The following is a 17172-nucleotide window of genomic DNA, read 5'->3' on the forward strand; positions in this document are numbered from 1 at the left end:
CGCTTCTTGACGGGCCGCTTCTTGACGGGCCGCTTCTTGACGGGCCGCTTCTTGACGGGCCGCCGCCTGCTGCGCGGCGGCGGCCCGTTCCGCGGCCAGGCGGGCGGCCTCGCGTGCCTCGGCCTCACGGCGTGCCTGCTGCTCTGCTGCGGCGCGCTCGGCCGCTGCGCGTTCCGCGGCTGCGCGCTCGGCCGCCGCCGCACGCGCCGCTTCGGCGGCGATCCGTTGCGCTTCGGCCCGTTCGGCATCGGCCCGAGCGGCTTCCTGGCGCGCCGCTTCCTCGCGCGTGGCGGCCTGGCGTTCGGCGTTGCGGCGCTCGATCTCGATCCGCGCCGCCTCGGCCCGGGCGGCTTCCTGCTGTTCGGCAACCTGGCGCGCGCTCTCGCGCCGCTCGCGCTCCAGGCCCGCGGTCTCGGCCTGTGCCGCGGCCTGGCGCAGCGCGTCCTGCCGCTCGACCTCCAGGCGCTCGCGCTCGGCCTGCGCGGCGCTTTCGCGGCGGGCCGCTTCCTGCGCAGCGGCCGCCTGCGCCGCCGCCTCGGCGCGCTCGATGTCCAGCCGCGCGGCCGCCTCGCGCTCGGCCGCCAGGCGGGCGGCTTCGGCGCGCGCGGCTTCAGCGCGGGCCAACGCCAGGCGCTCCGCTTCGGCCTGCGCCTCGGCCTGGCGCGCGGCTTGCGCCAGGCGCTGCGCCTGCTCCTGCGCGGCCTGCTCGCGCGCCGCTTCGCGCCGCTCGGTCTCGCGCCGCTCGTTCGCCGGTGGCGCCGCTTCCGCCGGGGCGGGCGGTTCGACCGGAACGTCGGCCGTCGCGGGCGCGACCATGGCCAGCGCGGTCGTGGCCGACGCCGCAGGCGCCAGGGTCGCGGGCGGGGCCGGCACCGCGGCGGGACCTGCCGAGGCCGCTGCAGACGGCAGGGGCGCCGGCGTCGCGGGCACTGGCACGGGCACGGGCACGGGCACGGGCACGGGCACGGGCGTTGCCGGGGCGGTGGCCGCGGCGCTTGGGCCGGGCGTGAGCCGCACGCGAAGCTCGGGCACTTCGGCGCGCCGCTCCTGCCAGGGCAGGCCGAAGCCCGGCAGGCCCAGACCCTGGCCACCGAAGGTCAGGCCCAGCAGCAGCAGGTGCACGCCGAGCGACACGCCCCAGGCCAGCGCCTCGCGCCGCCGTTCGGACACCATGCCGCGGGGGCGCCAGCGTTCGGCCAGTTCCTGGGGCAGGGTCTGCACCGGCGGGCGTTCCAGCGGCGCAGGCCCCGGGGTGTCAGTGGTGTTTGCCGAACGCATGGCGCGCATTGTCCAATCCAAATCCGCTTTGAGGAGCCGACCCGTGAAACCCCGCATCTCCCTGCTCACCCTGGCCGTCGATGACCTCGAGCGCGCGCTGCGCTTCTACCGCGACGGCCTGGGCCTGCCCACCGAAGGCATCGTGGGCGCCGACATCGAGCACGGCGCCGTGGTCTTCTTCGAGCTCGAAGGCGGTCTGCGGCTCGCGCTGTTTCCGCGCGCGAGCCTGGCGCGCGATGCCGGCTTGCCGCTGGCGGCCCGCGCCGGGGGCCCGCGCCTGAGCCTGGCGCACAACGTGGCCTCGAAGGCCGAGGTGGATGCCGTGATGGCACAGGCCGCGGCCGCGGGGGGTGCACTGGTCAAGCCCGCGCAGGCCACGTTCTGGGGCGGCTACGCGGGCTACTTCCAGGACCCGGACGGCCACCTGTGGGAGGTGGCCTGGAACCCGGCCTGGCCCGTGCCGGCCTGAGCCCGGGGGCTCAGAGCTTCTCGGTTTCGCCGGCCTTGGGCTGCCACTTCATCAGGCCCTTTTCGATCCGCCCCACCAGCCCGTCGAGCACGAGCGCGAAGGTGGTGAGCACCAGGATGCCGGCCATCACGGTGTTGATGTCGAACTGCCCTTCGGCCTGCAGGATGAGGTAGCCCACGCCCTGCGAGGAGCCCAGGTACTCGCCCACCACCGCGCCCACGAAGGCCAGGCCCACGCTGGTGTGCAGCGAGCTGAACACCCAGCTGGTGGCGCTGGGCAGGTACACGTGGCGCAGCAGCTGCTTCTGGCTGGCGCCCAGCATGCGCGCGTTGGCCAGCACCACCGGGCTCACCTCTTTCACGCCCTGGTAGACGTTGAAGAACACGATGAAGAACACCAGCGTGACACCCAGCGCCACCTTGGAGCCCATGCCCAGCCCGAACCACACCGCGAAGATGGGCGCGAGGATGATGCGCGGCATGGAGTTGAGCGCCTTGATGTAGGGCTCGAGGATGGCCGAGGCCATGGGCGAGAGCGCCAGCCACAGGCCGCCCGCCAGGCCGGTGACCGCGCCGATGCCGAATGCCATGAGCGTTTCGGCGAGCGTGACCCACAGGTGCACGTAGATGTCGGCGTCGGTCACGAACCAGGCCCAGATGCGCGCGAAGATCTTCAGCGGTTCGCCGAAGAAGAACGCCGCCTGGCGGTCGTTGTCGAACATGAAGGTGGGCACCAGACCGGGCTTGGTCATCACGTGCCAGAACACGAAGATCAACACCAGCAGGCCGAACTGCCAGAGCCGCAGGTTGCCCGGTCGGGGCTTGAGAAACGTCCACATGGCGGGTGCGCGGCCTCAGGCGGCCTTCTGCAGTTGTTGCTGGTAGCCCTTGAGCACCTCGTCGCGCAGCACGGCCCAGATGGCGGCGTGCAGCTCGAGGAAACGCGGCGTGGTCTTGACCTCGGCCACGTCGCGCGGGCGCGGGATATCGATGGCGAATTCGCCGATGGGGCGGCTGGCCGGGCCGGCCGACATCACCACCACGCGGTCGCTCATGGCAATGGCCTCGTCGAGGTCGTGGGTGATGAACAGCACCGCCTTCTTTTTGCGCGCCCAGAGTTCCAGCACCTCGTTTTCCATCAGCTGGCGCGTCTGGATGTCGAGCGCCGAGAAGGGCTCGTCCATGAGGATGATGTCGGGGTCGAGCACCAGGGTCTGCGCGAGCGAGGTGCGCTTGCGCATGCCGCCGCTCATCTGGTGCGGGTAGCGGTCGCCGAAGCCGCCCAGGCCGACGCGGCGCAGCCAGTCGTCGGCCTGCGCGCGCGCCTCGGCGTCGGGCACGCCGCGGAACTGCAGGCCGGCCATGACGTTGTCGAGCGCGGTGCGCCAGGGCATGAGGCTCTCGGCCTGGAACATGTAGCCCGCGCGCGCATTGATGCCCTTCAGGGGCTCACCGAAGATGCGCGCGCTGCCCTTGCTGGGTTCGAGCAGCCCGGCCGCGACGTTGAGCAGCGTGCTCTTGCCGCAGCCGGTGGGGCCCACCACGCTCACGAATTCGCCCTCGCCCACACGCAGGTCGACGTTGTCGACCGCGGTGTAGCGCTGGCCGGGCGCGTCCTTGCTGATGAAGGTGCAGGCCACGCCCTGCAGTTCGATCGCTGCCGTCATCTCAGCCCTTGGGGTACTTGGCCACGGCCTTCTGCACGAAGCTGTTGGTGTAGACCGCGTTGAGGTCGAGCTTGGCCTTCGCGATCTCGGCGTCCACGCTGCCCAGCGCGCGGAACGCGGTGTCGGCGCCCTTGGCCGGGATACTGCCGTCGGGCGAGAGCGCCTTCTGCGCGGCGAGGAAGCCGTCGATGTAGACCGCGCGGTCGCCGAGCAGGTAGCTCTCGGGGACCACCTTGATGATGTCGCCCGGGCCGGCCTGCTGGATCCACTTGTTGGCGCGCACCATGGCGTTGGTCATGGCCTGCACCGTGTTGGGGTTCTTGTCCACAAAGGCCTGCGGGGCGTACAGGCAGCCCGCGGGCATGGGACCGCCGAAGACCTTCTCGGCCTCGCTCACGATGCGCGTGTCGGTCACGACCTTGAGGTCGCCCGAGCGCTGCAGCAGCGTGATCACCGGGTCGAGGTTGCTGATGGCGTCGATCTGGCCCGCGCGCATGGCGGCCACGGCGCCGTTGCTCGCGCCCACGCCCACGATGCTCACGTCGGAAGGCTTGAGGCCGGCTTTGGCGAGCACGAAGTTCACCAGCACGTTGGTGGAGCTGCCCGGCGCGGTCACGCCGATCTTTTTGCCCTTGAGGTCGGCCACGCTCTTGTAGTTGGCCATGGTCTTGGGGTTGACGCCGAGCACGATCTGCGGCGCCAGGCCCTGCAGCACGAAGGCGCGCATGGGCTGGCCCTTGAACTGCATGTTCACCGTGTGCTCGAAGGCGCCCGATACCACGTCAGCGCTGCCGCCGACCACGGCCTGCAGCGCGCGCGCGCCGCCCGCGAAATCGACGATGGTGAGGTCCAGGCCTTCCTGCTTGAAGTAGCCGAGCTGCTCGGCGATGGTCAGGGGCAGGTAGTAGAAGAGGTTCTTGCCGCCCACGGCGATGGTGCACTTGGGCTTCTCCAGCGCCTGCGCGAACGAGAGCGAGGGCAGGCTGGCGGCGGCGATCCCGCCGGCGATGAAATGGCGTCGTTGCATGCGTGTCTCCTGGTGTCGGATGAGGTCGGCGACCCCGTGCGGGGGCACGCGGGGATCATAGACCCGAGGGGTATGCCCGCGGTCTGCCCGGGCATCAGGGATGGCCCTAGGGGCCGGGGCTCACTCGAGCGGCAGGCCGTCGACGAAGACCTTGAGCTCGTTGGGCTGGAACGCGGTCCACTGCTCGTTGCTGGTGAGCGGTGTGGTCACGATCACGGCGGCGCGGTCGCCTGGCTGGTTCATGGTGGCGAAGTCCACCGTCCAGTCGCAGTCCTTGAGGGTGGCCAGCGCGAACGGGTGCTGGCGCACCAGCCAGTGCAGGTTCGTGCTGCAGTGGGCCCAGAGCGCCTCGCCGTTGGACAGCAGGAAGTTGAAGTTGCCGAAGCGCGTGACCTGGGGGATCAGCTCGCGCAGTGTGGCCGTGAGCTCGCGCACGCTGGGCAGGCCCGCGTGCGATTTGTGCAGCTCCTGCAGCAGCCAGCAGAAGGCGCGTTCGCTGTCGGTGGTGCCCACGGGGCGGAAGTGGCTGTGCAGCTTGGGTTCGTAGTCCTTGAGGTCGCCGTTGTGCGCGAACACCCATTGCCGGCCCCAGAGCTCGCGCACGAAGGGGTGCGCGTTCTCGAGCGCCACCTCGCCGACGGTGGCCTTGCGCACGTGGGCCACGATGTTGCGGCTCTTGAGCGGGTAGGCCTGCAGGAACTGCGCCATGGGCGACTGCGCGGCGCTTTCGTGGTCGAGGAAGAGCCGCAGCCCCTTGCCCTCGAAGAAGGCGATGCCCCAGCCGTCGGCATGGTGGTCGGTGTTGCCGCCGCGTTCGCGGAAGCCGGTGAAGCTGAAGGTGGCGTCGGTGGGCGTGGCGCAGTTGAGACCGAGCAGTTGGCACATGGGCGGTGTGTGGCGGTGGCGCGCTATTTTGCGGGTGGCTCGGCCTTGAGTTTGAGTGCGGCGATGAGCGCGAGCCCGCAGATGACGGCCAGCAGCAGGAAGGTTTCGTCGAAGGCGCGCAGCCGGTCGGGGCTGGCCTGCTGCGCGGACAGCACCTGGCCGTGCGCCGCCAGCCGCCACTCGAGGAAGATGCCGCACAGGCTCACGCCGGCCGCGCCGCCGAGCATGCGCAGGAAGTTGATCACGCTCGAGCCCTGCGGGATGTGCGTGTGCTCAAGGCCTCGCATGGCGCCGATGTTGAGCGAGGGCAGGATGAAGCCCAGGCCGATGCGGCCCACGATGGCCCACACGATCAGCAGCGGGATGATGCGGGCCGCCTGGTCGAGGCGGATGGTGGTCATGAGCGCGAACGAGGCCGCGAGCAGCAGCACCCCGATGCTCACCAGCCGGTGCGTGGGCTGGTGGTCGGCCAGCCGGCCCACGCCCGCGATGGTCAGGGCCAGCACCAGCCCCGAGGGCAGCAGCACCGTGCCCACCACCGACGGCGACAGCTGCAGGCCCATCTGCATGTAGACCGGCAGCAGGTAGGTGGAGCCGAACAGCGCGATGCCGTAGATGAAGGCCACGATGCTGCCCATGGCGAAGCGCCGGTCGCGGAACAGCGAGAGGTTCATGAGCGGGTCCTGTCCGCGGTGCGGGTGCTGCTGGCGCAGCCGCAGCGTGCGCCGCTCCAGCCACACGAAGGCGAGCAGCAGGCCCAGCGCCGCGGCGAGCAGCGCCGAGGCGCCGGCCGGCGTGCCGCCCTGCAGCTCCACCAGGCCGTTGAGCAGGCACAGCGTGCCCACTGCGGCCAGCAGCAGGCCGCGCCAGTCGAGCCGGGCGCCCGCGCGGTTGGCCGCGCCGCCGCCCGGCGCCGTGGTGGGGATGAGCTTCTTCGCGAGCCAGAGCGACACGATGCAGAACGGCACCACCATGAAGAAGATGGACCGCCAGCCGAACAGATCGACCAGCACGCCGCCGATGCTGGGCCCCAGCGCCGGCGCCAGCACCACACCCATGCCGAAGATGCCGCTGGCGCGGCCCTGCTCGTTCGACTCGAAGGCGCGCAGGATGATGATCGCCGGAATGGGCTGCACCACGCCGGCCGCGAGGCCCTCGGCCACGCGCGCGGCCAGCACCAGCGGGTAGTTGTTGGCCAGGCCGCCGGCCACGCCGCCCACCAGCAACAGCCACATGCAGCCCTCGTAGGTGCGGCGGTAGCCGTAGCGCGCGAGCAGCCAGGGCGTGGTGAGCATGGACACCGTCATGGCCGCCATGAAGCCCGAGGTGACCCACTGCGCGCGTTCCTGCCCGAGGGTGAAGTGGTGGCTCATGTCGGGAATGGCCACGTTCACCACCGTGGACGACATGATCGAGGCCATGGTGCCCACCATCACCGCGAGCAGCAGCAGCCAGCGGTAGCGTGGGCCGTAGCGCTCGCGCAGGGCGGGCAGGCCGCTGGGGTCCGGGGCTTGATCGGGCGCGGTCATCGGGCGGCGTCCAGCGCGGCTTTCACGCAGGCGGGACAGATGCAGGCCGCGCCCCGCGCGGCCTCGGGCAGCCGCGCGAGCAGCGCGGGCGTGAAGGTCTCGCTCACGCACCAGCAGGGCGGCTGGGGCTCGCCGGTGGCCCGTTCGATTTCCATCGCGCAGCGGTTGTTGCCCCCGCACAGCGGGCAGCGCTCGGGGTCTATCGGTGGAGGCGGGTGCGTGGGCATGGCGGGCGAGGGGCGCGTGCTGTGTTACGGTCGGCGCGTGATCCGCTTTGCCATTGTCGCCGCAGCGCTGGCGGCCACCGCCGCCCAGGCGCAGATTCCCCGCCCCACCCCCGTCCGTGTGCCCGACACACTCGCCGCGCGCGTGCAGGCCTGCACCGCCTGCCACGGCGAGCAGGGCCGGGCCACGCCCGACGGCTACTACCCGCGCATCGCGGGCAAGCCCGCGGCCTACCTGCACAACCAGCTGCGCCATTTCCAGGCCGGCCGGCGCCAGGCCGTGGGCATGACTTCGCTGCTCGACCACCTCGACGACGCCTACCTGGGCGACATCGCCGCGCACTTCGCGGATCTGCACCTGCCCTACCCGCCCCCCGCACCGGCGCAGGGCACGCCCGAGCAGCGCGCGCGCGGCGAGCGACTGGTGCGCGTGGGCGACGCGTCCAGGAACCTGCCCTCGTGCACCAGCTGCCACGGCGAGCGCATGACCGGCGTGCAGCCCGCGATTCCCGGCCTGCTCGGTTTGCCACGCGACTACCTGATCGGCCAGCTGGGCGCGTGGCAGACCGGCATGCGCCGCGCCACGGCGCCGGACTGCATGGCCGCGATCGCCCAGCGCCTGAACGGTGATGACGTGAGCGCCGTGGCGAGCTGGCTGGCCGCGCAACCCCTGGGTGCCGACGCCCGGCCGCTGGACCGCCTGCCGGCGCCGCTGCCCCTGCGCTGCGGCAGCGACCTCGGGGGCGTGCGATGACGCGCCGCCTGCTGGGGATCGCCGCGACCGTGCTGCTGCTGGTGGCCGCTGCCTTTGCGTGGGTCGTGCTGCGCGAGCTGCGGCCGGCCCCGCTGGTCGACGGCCCGGAGCCCGTGGCCACCCCTGCGGTGATCGAGCGCGGCGAACTGCTCGCGCGCGGCGGCAACTGCATGGCGTGCCACACCGCGCGCGACGGCCAGCCCTGGGCGGGCGGACACCCGGTGCACACGCCTTTCGGCGCGCTCATCAGCAGCAACCTCACGCCACACCCCAGCGGGCTGGGCGGATGGACCGCGGCCGAGTTCCACCGCGCCTTGCACCACGGCCAGTCGCGCGACGGCCGCCTGCTGTACCCGGCGTTTCCCTACCCCCACACCACGCGCCTGTCGCGCGCCGACACCGACGCGCTGTTCGTCTACCTGCGCACGCTGGCGCCGGTCGATCGGCCGCGCGAGCCGCACCGGCTGGGCTTTCCCTACAACCAGCCGATCGCGCTGGCGGTGTGGCGCGCCCTGTTCTTCACCCCCGCCGAACACCGCGACGACCCGGCGCGCAGCGCCGAATGGAACCGCGGCGCGTGGTGGGTGGAAGGCGTGGCCCATTGCGCGGCCTGCCACCGCGAGAGCGGGGTGCTCGAAAGCCCGGGCCTGGCGCTGGCGGGCGGGCTCATGCCCGATGGCGCGTGGACCGCGCCCTCGCTGCGCGATCCGTCCGAGGCCGGCGTGCAGGACTGGAGCGTGGAGGCGATCGTCGAACTGCTGCGCGGTGGCCGCAATGCCCACGCCAGTGTCGCCGGACCCATGGCCGAGGTGGTGCGCCATGGCACGCAGCACCTGCCGGAGGCGGACCTGCGCGCGATCGCCGTCTACCTCCAGCAGGTGCCGAGAGAGCCGGTGGCGCGCCACGACGAAGCGGCGCCTGCCCGCCTGCTGACGCTGGGCGCGCGCGTGTACGAGCAGCGCTGCGCGCAATGCCATGGCGACCAGGGCGAAGGCGCGTGGGCCGAGGGCGCACCGGCGGATGGTCCCTGGGCGTTTCCCCCGCTGGCGGGCAACCGCGCCGTCACGCAGGCCTCGCCCGTGAACCTGCTGCGCTGGGTGCTCGATGGCGGCTACGGCCCCAGCACCGCGAACCATCCCCGGCCCTGGGGCATGCCGCCGTTCCGCGGCCAGCTCACCGACGAAGAGATTGCCGCTGTCGCCAGCCACGTGCGTCAGGCCTGGGGCAACCGCGCGGGCGGCGTGGACACGCTGCAGGTGCAGCGCCTGCGCTGACGCGCTGTGCGCCCGCGCGGACAAAACACCTTACTGTGACCGTTCATCGTCCATCGGGACTACACGGTGCTGGTGGAGGGCGACGACATGACAGAGCCCGTGGCCGACGAGACGCGCTCGATCCTCGACGGACACATCGTGCTCTCCCGCAAGTTGGGGGCGATGAACCACTACCCGGCGATCGACGTGCTGGCGTCGTCGTCGCGCGTCATGAGCGCCTTGGTCGGCGCCGAGCACCGGGCCGCTGCCGGGCGCGTGCGCGAGTGGCTCGCCAAGTACGAAGAGATCGAACTGCTGATCAAGGTGGGCGAGTATAAGAAGGGCGCGGATCGTGTGGCCGACCTGGCCATAGAAAAGCGCGAGGCCATCCTCGCCTACCTGCGCCAGGACATGCACGAACGCTGCGGCTTCGACGAAGCCTTGGCACGCCTGCGCCAACTGGCCGGGCGCTGATTTCCGCCGCCCACGGCATTTCCTGCCTTCCGGCGTCTGGCGGCGCTGGCGGGCCATCCTGTTTGCCGTCTGTGCGCTTGTTCACGCTTCAGGCGGCTGGACGTGCCGATCCGGGGCGTTTTCGCCTGGCCTAGGCCTTCAGGAGTAGACCGTTTGCATGTGCAGACACTGTCAACTCTGACAGGTCTGTCGTTGCTCGAAGTTGGAACTGCGATAAACTGGAGGCGGGAGCCGAAAGGCTCCTCCCGCTTTTCCTCCCTGAGCGGGTGCCTTAGTGTGTGACAGCAAAAAGGCTTCCCAGCCCGGCCCATGGCCGGGTTTTTTTTGCCTGGAAGGGTGTTTGGCGGGGGCGTGGGCGGTGCGCCCTACACTGCGTCCATGCTCTGGATCAAAGCCTTTCACATCGTCTTCGTCGCGAGCTGGTTCGCGGGGCTGTTCTACCTGCCGCGCATCTTTGTCAATCTGGCCATGGTGCCGCCCGCCAGCGTGGCCGAGCGCGAGCGCCTGTTGCTGATGGCGCGCAAGCTGTACCGCTTCACCACCGTGCTGGCGGTGCCGGCCATCGGGTTCGGTTTGTGGCTCTGGCTCGGTTACGGCATCGGCCGCGGTGCGGGCAATGGCTGGATGCACGCCAAGCTGTTCGTGGTGCTGCTGGTGGTGGGCTACCACCACGCCTGTGGCGCGCTGCTGCGCCGCTTCGAGCGCGGCGAAAGCCGGCGCGGGCACGTGTGGTACCGCTGGTTCAACGAAGCGCCCGTGCTGCTGCTGCTGGCGGCGGTGGTGCTGGTGGTCGTCAAGCCCTTTTGATCGCCGCGCCCGGCCTGCCGTTGATGCGCACGTCCGCCTGGCCGCTGGCCTTGTTGTATGCGGGGCTCATCCTGTATGCCAGCCTTTATCCGTTTTCGGGTTGGCGGGTGCAGGGGGTGGAGCCCTGGTCCTGGATGACGGCCCCCTGGCCCCAGTATTGGACGGCCTTCGACCTGTACGCCAACTTCCTCGGCTACGTGCCGCTGGGCTTTCTGATCGCGGTGGCCGTCTTGCGCCTGGGCGGGCGGCGCGGCGCGTGGTGGGTGCTCGGGGGTGGTCTTCCGATGCTGCTGTCGGCCGGGATTGAAAGCGCGCAAACCTACCTGCTGATGCGCGTGGCGTCCAACGTGGATTTCGGTCTCAACACGGCCGGTGGCGCCCTGGGCTGCGTGCTGGCCTGGCTGGCGAACCGTGGGGGCCTCTTGCAGCACTGGGGCCGCTGGCGCGAGAGCTGGTTTGATCCGCGCGCCCATGGCAGCCTGGTGCTGTTGGCGGTGTGGCCCCTTGCCCTGCTGTATCCGCTGTCCATCCCCTTTGGCCTGGGGCAGGCCTGGGACCGCCTGACCGATGCGCTCGCGGAGTGGATGGGCGACACGCCCTTCGTGCACTGGTTGCCCGAACCGGGGTTGCCAGCCGATCCCCTGAGTCCGCTGACGGAGGCGTTCTGCGTGGCCCTGGGTCTGCTCGCGCCGCTGCTCATGGCCTATGGCGATATGCGCTTCTGGTGGCGAAGGTTGGTGTTCGCTGCGGTGTTTCTGGCTGGCGCCTGGGCGGTTGCCGGCTTGTCGGGGGCGCTGACCTACGGCCCCGCCCATGCCTGGGCCTGGGCCACCGAGCCGGCGATCGCAGGGCTGGCGGGCGCCGGAGTGGCGGCGCTGGCCTGTGCGCCCCTGTCCCGGCGCTTGTGCCATGCCTTGATGCTGATGTGCCTGGGCGTGTCGCTCGCGCTGCTCAACCGCGCGCCCGAAGTGCCTTATTTTGCGCAGTCCATCGAGGTCTGGGAGCAGGGGCGTTTCATCCGCTTTCACGGTGTGTCCCAGTGGTTGGGCTGGTTGTGGCCCTACGCCGCCATCGCGTTCGGCCTGGGCGCGGTCGCGCGCTCGCCCGGGCACGCCGGGGCCCGGGCCTAGAATTCCTGCATGTCCGAGCCCACTGCGCCCACGCCGTCTTATTACCAGCGGCACATCTTCTTCTGTCTCAACCAGCGCGAAGGCGGGGAAGCGTCCTGCGCAAACCACAACGCCGAGGCGGCGTTTGCGCGTTGCAAGGCGCAGGCCAAGGCCCTCGGGCTGGCCGGGCCGGGCGGGGTGCGCGTGAACCGTGCGGGCTGTCTGGACCGCTGCGCGGGCGGGCCCATTGCTGTCGTATACCCCGAAGCCGTCTGGTACAGCTACGTGGACCAGGACGACATCGATGAAATCGTGCGGTCCCACCTGCGCGACGGCGTGGTGGTCGAGCGGCTGCGCACGCCGCCGGAGGTGGGGCGCTGACGTGAACGCGCAGACCGAGATTCGCCTGATGGCCGGTCCGGCCGGCGCGCTCGAGGTGGCGATCGACCGGCCCGAGGCCGTGCCTCATGGGTGTGCGGTGATCGCGCACCCGCATCCCCTGCACGGCGGCGCGATGACCAACAAGGTGGTGCAGACCCTCGCCCGAGCGGCCGTGCTTGAAGGCTTGCTGGCGGTGCGCTTCAACTTCCGCGGGGTGGGGCGCAGCGAGGGTGTGTACGACGAGGGCCACGGTGAACTCGAGGACCTGCTGGCGGTGGTTCGGGCCGAGGCGGCCGAGGGCCCCCTGGTGCTGGCGGGCTTCTCGTTCGGTGCCTTCGTGACCAGCCACGCGGTGCAGCGGCTGCATGCCGAAGGCCGCGCCCTTCGACAGGTGGTGCTGGTGGGCACGGCAGCAAGTCGTTTCAATGTGGCCCCGGTGGCCCAGGAACTCCACGCGCGCACGCTGGTCGTTCACGGCGAACTCGACGACACCGTGCCGCTGGCGTCCGTGATGGACTGGGCCCGCCCCCAGGTGCTGCCGGTGACGGTGGTGCCTGGCGGAGGGCATTTCTTCCATGGGCAGTTGCCCCTGCTGCGCGAATTGGTGGGGCGGCACTTGCGCGCCTGAGTTCTCTCCCGTTTCTTGTTTCCCGACCCTTGAGGATTCCTGTTTTGCGACTGTCTTTCCGTTCCCTGTTGGTGGGCCTGGCCCTGAGCCTGGGCCTGCACATGGGCGCCGCTGCCCAGATGCCGCAGCCCCCCGAGATCGCGGCCCGGGCCTACCTGCTGCTCGATGTCACCACCGGCCAGGTGCTGGCCAGCAAGGACCCGGACGCGCCGGTCGAGCCCGCTTCGCTGACCAAGCTCATGACCGCGTACCTGGTCTTCGACGCGCTGCGTGCGGGCAAGATCTCGCTCACGCAGACCTTTGGCGTCAGCGAGCGCGCCTGGAAGATGCCTGGGTCACGCATGTTCATCGACCCCAAGATGCAGGTGCCCGTTGAAGACCTGATCAAGGGCATGATCGTGCAGTCGGGCAACGACGCCACCGTGGCGCTTGCCGAAGGCGTGGCCGGCTCGGTCGAGCGTTTCGTGGAACTCATGAATCAGCAGGCCAAGGCGCTGGGCATGAAGGCCACGGGCTACCGCAATCCCGAGGGCCTGACCGAGGCGGGGCACACGACCACGGCGCGCGATCTGGCCACGCTGGCGACCCGCCTGATGAACGACTTTCCCCAGTACGTCGGCTACTACGCCATCCAGCGCTACCGCTACCCGGGCACCCCCGCCACCAACGACACGAACCGCAACCTGCTGCTGTTCCGCGATCCCACGGTCGATGGTCTGAAAACCGGTCACACCAGCGCGGCCGGCTACTGCCTGGTCGCCACGGCGCGCCGCCCGGTGCCCGGCCTGGGAGACGGCCCGGCCGGCCAGCGCCGGCTGCTGTCGGTGATGCTGGGCGCGTCGAGCGAAAACGCGCGCGCCGCGGAAACCCAAAAGCTGTTGAACTGGGGCTACACCGCCTTCGACACCGTTCGCCTGCTGGCGGCCAACCAGCCCGCGGCGCAGCCGCGCGTCTGGAAGGGCAAGGCCGACACCGCCAAGCTCGGTCGTGCCGAGGGGGTGGTGGTGTCGGTGCCGGCCGGCGAAGGCGCGCGCCTGAAATCCGAGGTGGTGCGCCCCGAGCCGCTGGTGGCCCCGCTGCAGAAGGGCCAATCGCTGGGCGCCCTGCGGGTGACCACGGCGGCCGGCCAGCCCGTGGTCGAGGTGCCCCTGACCGTGCTCGAGACCGTGGAAGAGGCCGGCATCCTGGGCCGCGCCTGGGACGCGATCCGCCTCTGGATCCAGTAAACCTGGCTGGGCCGGGCCCAGGCTTGGCGCCGGTGGCGGTCCAGTGCTACACTCGCGGGCTTTTCGGAATTTTCCGGAAGGCTTCGCTATTTTCAAACGTTTAGGGACGTTTTCAATGCCAACCATCAACCAACTCGTGCGCCAGGGCCGGGAGGTCGAAAAGACCAAATCCAAGAGCCCGGCCATGGAAAACTCGCCGCAGCGCCGTGGTGTGTGCACCCGTGTGTACACCACGACGCCCAAGAAGCCGAACTCGGCGCTTCGTAAGGTCGCCAAGGTCCGCCTGACCAACGGCTTCGAAGTCATTTCCTACATCGGCGGTGAAGGCCACAACCTCCAGGAACACAGCGTGGTGCTGGTCCGTGGCGGTCGTGTCAAAGACCTTCCCGGTGTGCGCTACCACATCGTGCGTGGCTCGCTCGACCTGCAAGGCGTGAAAGACCGCAAGCAGGCGCGCTCCAAGTACGGCGCCAAGCGTCCCAAGAAGGCCTGATCGGTTTTCTGAAATTCGGTGCCGCCGGCCAGACGAGCCGGATCGGCGTAGTGGCCTTGAACAAAGGCCGAGTAAGTGCAGGCTCCAGATGGGTCTGCGGGGTGTCTGGATAACAAGGACGTCCGGACATCAACTGAAGCAAGAGGTGAATCATGCCCCGTCGTCGCGAAGTCCCTAAACGTGAAATCCTGCCGGATCCCAAGTTCGGCAACGTCGAAGTCGCCAAGTTCATGAACGTGATCATGCAAGGCGGCAAGAAGGCCGTGGCCGAACGCATCATCTACGGTGCGTTCGAGCAGATCGAGAAGAAGTCGGGCAAGGATCCGCTCGAAATCTTCTCGACGGCCATCAACAACGTCAAACCCATGGTGGAAGTGAAGAGCCGCCGTGTGGGTGGCGCCAACTACCAGGTGCCCGTGGAAGTGCGTCCGGTCCGTCGTCTGGCGCTGTCGATGCGCTGGATCAAGGAAGCCGCGAAGAAGCGCAGCGAAAAGTCCATGGCCATGCGCCTGGCCAACGAGCTGATCGAAGCCACCGAAGGCCGTGGCGGCGCGATGAAGCGCCGCGACGAGGTGCACCGCATGGCCGAGGCCAACAAGGCCTTCAGTCATTTCCGCTTCTGATCCGGACGTTACCCTCTTCCGATCCACCTGACCCGAGAGCCCGCAAGCCCCACATCCCGGGGTGGCGGGCTCGAACCCTTTCCGGAGTATTTCCATGGCCCGCAGCACGCCCCTTGAGCGTTACCGCAACATCGGCATTTCCGCGCACATCGACGCTGGCAAGACCACGACGACCGAGCGCATCCTGTTCTACACCGGTGTGAACCACAAGATCGGCGAAGTGCACGACGGCGCCGCCACCATGGACTGGATGGAGCAGGAACAGGAGCGTGGCATCACGATCACGTCCGCTGCGACCACCTGCTTCTGGAAGGGCATGGACCTGTCCTACCCCGAGCACCGCTTCAACATCATCGACACCCCGGGCCACGTGGACTTCACCATCGAGGTGGAGCGTTCCATGCGCGTGCTCGACGGCGCCTGCATGGTGTACTGCGCCGTGGGCGGCGTGCAGCCCCAGTCGGAAACCGTCTGGCGCCAGGCCAACAAGTACAAGGTGCCCCGCCTTGCGTTCGTCAACAAGATGGACCGCACCGGCGCGAACTTCTTCAAGGTCTACGAGCAGATGCGCGTGCGCCTGAAGGCCAACCCCGTGCCCGTGGTGATCCCCATCGGCGCTGAAGACAACTTCAAGGGCGTGGTCGACCTGCTCAAGATGAAAGCGATCATCTGGGACGAGGCCTCGCAGGGCATGAAGTTCGAGTACCACGACATCCCGGCCGAACTCGTCGAGTCGGCCAAGGAGTGGCGCGAGAAGATGGTCGAGGCCGCCGCCGAAGCCAGCGAAGAGCTCATGAACAAGTACCTCGAAGAGGGCGACCTCTCCGAGGAAGAAATCAAGAACGGCCTGCGCACGCGCACGATCTCCACCGAGATCCAGCCCATGCTGTGTGGCACCGCCTTCAAGAACAAGGGCGTGCAGCGCATGCTCGACGCCGTGATCGACTTCCTGCCCTCGCCGGTGGACATCCCCCCGGTGTCCGGCACCGACGAGAAGGAAGAGCCCGCGACGCGCAAGGCCGACGACGGCGAAAAGCTGTCGGCGCTGGCATTCAAGCTCATGACCGACCCTTACGTCGGCCAGCTCACCTTCGTGCGCGTCTATTCCGGCGTGCTCAAGAAGGGCGACACCGTGTTCAACCCGGTCAAGGGCAAGAAAGAGCGTATCGGCCGCATCGTGCAGATGCACGCGAACAACCGCCAGGAAGTGGAAGAGATCCGCGCCGGCGACATCGCCGCCTGCGTGGGCCTGAAGGAAGTGACCACCGGTGAGACGCTGTGCGATCCCGATGCCGTCATCACCCTGGAGCGCATGGTCTTCCCCGAGCCCGTGATCGCACAGGCCGTGGAACCCAAGACCAAGGCCGACCAGGAAAAGATGGGCATCGCACTGCAGCGCCTGGCCTCCGAAGACCCGTCCTTCCGCGTGAAGACCGACGAAGAATCGGGCCAGACCATCATCTCCGGCATGGGCGAGCTCCACCTCGAGATCATCGTCGACCGCATGAAGCGCGAATTCGGCGTGGAAGCCAACGTGGGCAAGCCCCAGGTGGCCTACCGCGAAACGATCCGCAAGAGCGTGGACGAAGCCGAAGGCAAGTTCGTGCGCCAGTCGGGCGGCAAGGGCCAGTACGGCCACGTGGTGTTCAAGATCGAGCCCAACGAAGCCGGCAAGGGCTTCGAGTTCGTCGACGCCATCAAGGGCGGTGTGGTGCCTCGCGAGTACATTCCCGCGGTGGAAAAGGGCGTGATCGAAGCCCTGAACACCGGCGTGCTGGCCGGCTTCCCGGTGGTCGACGTCAAGGTCACGCTGCACTTCGGTTCGTACCACGACGTGGACTCGTCCGAGCAGGCCTTCAAGATGGCCGCCATCTTCGGCTTCAAGGAAGGCTGCAAGAAGGCCAACCCCGTCATCCTCGAGCCCATGATGGCCGTGGAAGTCGAGACGCCTGAAGACTACGCCGGCAACGTGATGGGCGACCTGTCGTCGCGTCGTGGCATGGTGCAGGGCATGGAAGACATGCCCGGCGGCGGCAAGGCCATCAAGGCCGAAGTGCCGCTGTCGGAAATGTTCGGCTACTCCACCACGCTGCGCTCGATGTCGCAGGGTCGTGCGACCTACACGATGGAATTCAAGCACTACTCGGAAGCCCCGCGTAACGTGTCCGAAGCCATCGTCGCCGCGCGCGCCAAGTAAGCACAACGGGTCGATCCCTCGCGGGGTCGACCCTTTCATTTCAGTCGGTCTGCGACGCCGCGCCGCCCTGTGCCCGTGCGGGGCGAACCAGCAGCAGCGTGCAGACCTAAAACCGCAACACGGGCAAAGTTCTTTATCAAGGAATCGAC

The 17172-nt window shown here is 69.2% G+C and carries 17 protein-coding genes and 2 pseudogenes; 12 read left to right on the plus strand and 7 right to left on the minus strand.

Translation table 11 applies throughout. The annotated features are described in order from the left end of the window. Window positions 1–1278 (minus strand): annotated as a pseudogene (locus tag WDZ95_RS22070) (hypothetical protein); the annotation flags it as partial. A 43-nt stretch (window positions 1279–1321) separates the two neighbouring features. Here WDZ95_RS22070 and WDZ95_RS22075 point away from each other — a divergent pair. Further along, window positions 1322–1747, plus strand: coding sequence for a VOC family protein (locus WDZ95_RS22075; protein WP_425781659.1), 426 nt, complete (start codon window positions 1322–1324; stop codon window positions 1745–1747). 10 nt (window positions 1748–1757) lie between these two features. Here the strand turns inward: WDZ95_RS22075 and WDZ95_RS22080 are convergent, their stop codons facing one another. The 6 genes from WDZ95_RS22080 to WDZ95_RS22105 all read right to left on the minus strand — a co-directional run bounded on the left by WDZ95_RS22080 (window position 1758) and on the right by WDZ95_RS22105 (window position 7081). Next, the gene (locus tag WDZ95_RS22080; RefSeq protein WP_425781661.1) at window positions 1758–2585 is read right to left on the minus strand and encodes an ABC transporter permease; all 828 of its coding nucleotides are present in this window, start codon (window positions 2583–2585) and stop codon (window positions 1758–1760) included. 15 nt (window positions 2586–2600) lie between these two features. After that, complete coding sequence (locus tag WDZ95_RS22085; protein ID WP_425781663.1) at window positions 2601–3413, minus strand: ABC transporter ATP-binding protein; 813 nt, start codon at window positions 3411–3413, stop codon at window positions 2601–2603. A gap of 1 nt (window position 3414) precedes the next feature. Next, window positions 3415–4440 (minus strand): ABC transporter substrate-binding protein, encoded by a 1026-nt coding sequence (locus tag WDZ95_RS22090; RefSeq protein ID WP_425781665.1) that lies wholly within the window; start codon window positions 4438–4440, stop codon window positions 3415–3417. 120 nt (window positions 4441–4560) lie between these two features. Continuing rightward, window positions 4561–5325, minus strand: coding sequence for a class II glutamine amidotransferase (locus WDZ95_RS22095; RefSeq protein WP_425781667.1), 765 nt, complete (start codon window positions 5323–5325; stop codon window positions 4561–4563). Window positions 5326–5348: 23 nt separating this feature from the next. After that, a complete protein-coding gene (locus WDZ95_RS22100; RefSeq protein ID WP_425781669.1) occupies window positions 5349–6854 on the minus strand; it encodes an MFS transporter in 1506 nt (501 codons plus the stop codon). Further along, complete coding sequence (locus WDZ95_RS22105; protein WP_425781670.1) at window positions 6851–7081, minus strand: cysteine-rich CWC family protein; 231 nt, start codon at window positions 7079–7081, stop codon at window positions 6851–6853. The genes WDZ95_RS22100 and WDZ95_RS22105 overlap by 4 nt, the downstream gene beginning before the upstream one ends. On the opposite strand from WDZ95_RS22105, the gene WDZ95_RS22110 reads away from it, so the two are divergent. From WDZ95_RS22110 to fusA, 11 genes and pseudogenes are all read left to right on the plus strand, one after another. Next, complete coding sequence (locus tag WDZ95_RS22110; protein ID WP_425781672.1) at window positions 7080–7832, plus strand: c-type cytochrome; 753 nt, start codon at window positions 7080–7082, stop codon at window positions 7830–7832. The two genes, WDZ95_RS22105 and WDZ95_RS22110, sit on opposite strands and share 2 nt — an antisense overlap. Then, window positions 7829–9106: a c-type cytochrome gene (locus tag WDZ95_RS22115; protein ID WP_425781674.1), complete on the plus strand. Its 1278-nt coding sequence runs from the start codon at window positions 7829–7831 to the stop codon at window positions 9104–9106. Before WDZ95_RS22110 ends, WDZ95_RS22115 begins: the two co-directional genes overlap by 4 nt. Window positions 9107–9166: 60 nt before the next feature. Beyond that, window positions 9167–9559 (plus strand): annotated as a pseudogene (locus WDZ95_RS22120) (EscN/YscN/HrcN family type III secretion system ATPase); the annotation flags it as partial. A 378-nt stretch (window positions 9560–9937) separates the two neighbouring features. Next, window positions 9938–10366, plus strand: a complete 429-nt coding sequence (locus tag WDZ95_RS22125; protein ID WP_425781676.1) for a CopD family protein — start codon at window positions 9938–9940, stop codon at window positions 10364–10366. Further along, window positions 10363–11496 carry a VanZ family protein gene (locus tag WDZ95_RS22130; protein ID WP_425781678.1) on the plus strand — a complete coding sequence of 378 codons (1134 nt, stop codon included), beginning with the start codon at window positions 10363–10365 and terminating at the stop codon, window positions 11494–11496. The genes WDZ95_RS22125 and WDZ95_RS22130 overlap by 4 nt, the downstream gene beginning before the upstream one ends. A gap of 9 nt (window positions 11497–11505) precedes the next feature. Next, the gene (locus tag WDZ95_RS22135; RefSeq protein ID WP_166228721.1) at window positions 11506–11856 is read left to right on the plus strand and encodes a (2Fe-2S) ferredoxin domain-containing protein; all 351 of its coding nucleotides are present in this window, start codon (window positions 11506–11508) and stop codon (window positions 11854–11856) included. A 1-nt stretch (window position 11857) separates the two neighbouring features. Further along, window positions 11858–12484, plus strand: a complete 627-nt coding sequence (locus WDZ95_RS22140; RefSeq protein ID WP_425781681.1) for an alpha/beta hydrolase — start codon at window positions 11858–11860, stop codon at window positions 12482–12484. 101 nt (window positions 12485–12585) lie between these two features. Continuing rightward, on the plus strand, window positions 12586–13710 hold the full coding sequence (locus WDZ95_RS22145) for a D-alanyl-D-alanine carboxypeptidase family protein (protein WP_240936673.1): 1125 nt from the start codon (window positions 12586–12588) through the stop codon (window positions 13708–13710). A 115-nt stretch (window positions 13711–13825) separates the two neighbouring features. Continuing rightward, complete coding sequence (gene rpsL / locus WDZ95_RS22150; protein WP_166228717.1) at window positions 13826–14203, plus strand: 30S ribosomal protein S12; 378 nt, start codon at window positions 13826–13828, stop codon at window positions 14201–14203. A 152-nt stretch (window positions 14204–14355) separates the two neighbouring features. After that, entirely contained in the window at window positions 14356–14826 is a 471-nt protein-coding gene (gene rpsG / locus WDZ95_RS22155; protein WP_166228715.1) for a 30S ribosomal protein S7, read from the plus strand. Between the two features lie 94 nt (window positions 14827–14920). Further along, window positions 14921–17023: an elongation factor G gene (fusA, locus tag WDZ95_RS22160; RefSeq protein ID WP_425781686.1), complete on the plus strand. Its 2103-nt coding sequence runs from the start codon at window positions 14921–14923 to the stop codon at window positions 17021–17023. Window positions 17024–17172 lie beyond the last annotated feature (149 nt).

The sequence above is a fragment of the Hydrogenophaga sp. T2 genome, from assembly GCF_049843535.1.
GTDB lineage: Bacteria > Pseudomonadota > Gammaproteobacteria > Burkholderiales > Burkholderiaceae_C > Hydrogenophaga > Hydrogenophaga crocea.